This window comes from Streptomyces sp. XY431, assembly GCF_001279805.1.
Taxonomy (GTDB): Bacteria; Actinomycetota; Actinomycetes; order Streptomycetales; family Streptomycetaceae; genus Kitasatospora; species Kitasatospora purpeofusca.
Genome location: NZ_LGDO01000274.1, coordinates 1 through 1,029 on the forward strand (window position 1 = coordinate 1; position 1,029 = coordinate 1,029).

Below are 1,029 nucleotides of genomic sequence, written 5' to 3' on the forward strand. Positions count from 1 at the left end.
GCCGAGCGGGCCACCCCCCGAACGACCCCCCGAACGGTCCTCCGAACCACCCCTCGAACCAGCCCCCGAAGCGCCACGCGAACCAGCCCCCGAAGCGCCACGCGGGCGGCCGAGCGCGACCCCCGCCAGCACCAGCACCAGCCCGGCGAACTGCGGCGGGCCGAGCCGCTCGCCCGCCACCACGGTGCCGAGCAGCACACCGGTCAACGGATTGAGCAGCCCCAGCAGCCCGACCGTCCCCGCCGGCAGCCGGCGCAGGCCCGCGAACCAGGCGGCGAAGGCCAGCGCGGTCGCCACCACCGCGACGTAGCCGAAGGCCGCCAGCTCGCGCCCGGCAGGCACCACGGGCGCGCCCTCGAACACCGCGGCCAGGGGCAGCAGGACCAGTCCGCCCGCCAGCAACTGCCAGGCGGTGGTGGCGAGGACGTCCGCCCCTTCGCGCCACCGGGCGGCCAGGACGTAGCCGAGCGAGGAGACCAGCATCGCCGCCGCCGAGGCGGCCAGGCCCGGCAGGCTGACCGGTTCGCTCCTGGTCAGCAGCATCAGCCCGACCCCGGCCAGGCCGACCAGGGCGCCCAGCAGGTGCGCCCTGGCGGGGCGGGCGGCGGTCAGCGCCCAGGCCAGGAGCAGCATCGCGAGCGGCGAGGCCGCCATCACAGTGGAGGCGACACTGGTGGCCAGGGACTGCGAGGCGATGTAGAGCAGGACGAAGAATCCCGCCGTGTTGAGCAGCCCGAGGACGGCCGTCCGCCACCACCAGGCTCCACGCGGCCGGCGCGGGCGCAGCACGAACAGGAGCAGTCCCGCCGGCAGGGCCCGCAGGGCGGCTCCCCAGAGCGGGCGGTCCGCCGGGAGGAACTCATGGGTGACGTAGTAGTTCGCACCCCACGCCACCGGCGCGACGGCGGTCAGCAGCACCCACCGAAAACTGGCTTCCATGGAAGCCAATATAACTTCCATGGAAGCTACTGCGCTAGGATGGAGCCATGGCACCCACGCCCACCGGCCCCGACCACGGCACCCCCACCC

1 protein-coding gene is annotated in these 1,029 nt (G+C 74.6%); it reads right to left on the reverse strand.

Features of this window, described 5'->3' with window-relative positions:
• Positions 1–939, reverse strand: a 939-nt coding sequence (locus ADK60_RS23450) for an EamA family transporter (RefSeq protein ID WP_107094700.1), incomplete at its 3' end; no start/stop codon positions are given.
• Between the last annotated feature and the right edge of the window lie 90 nt (positions 940–1,029).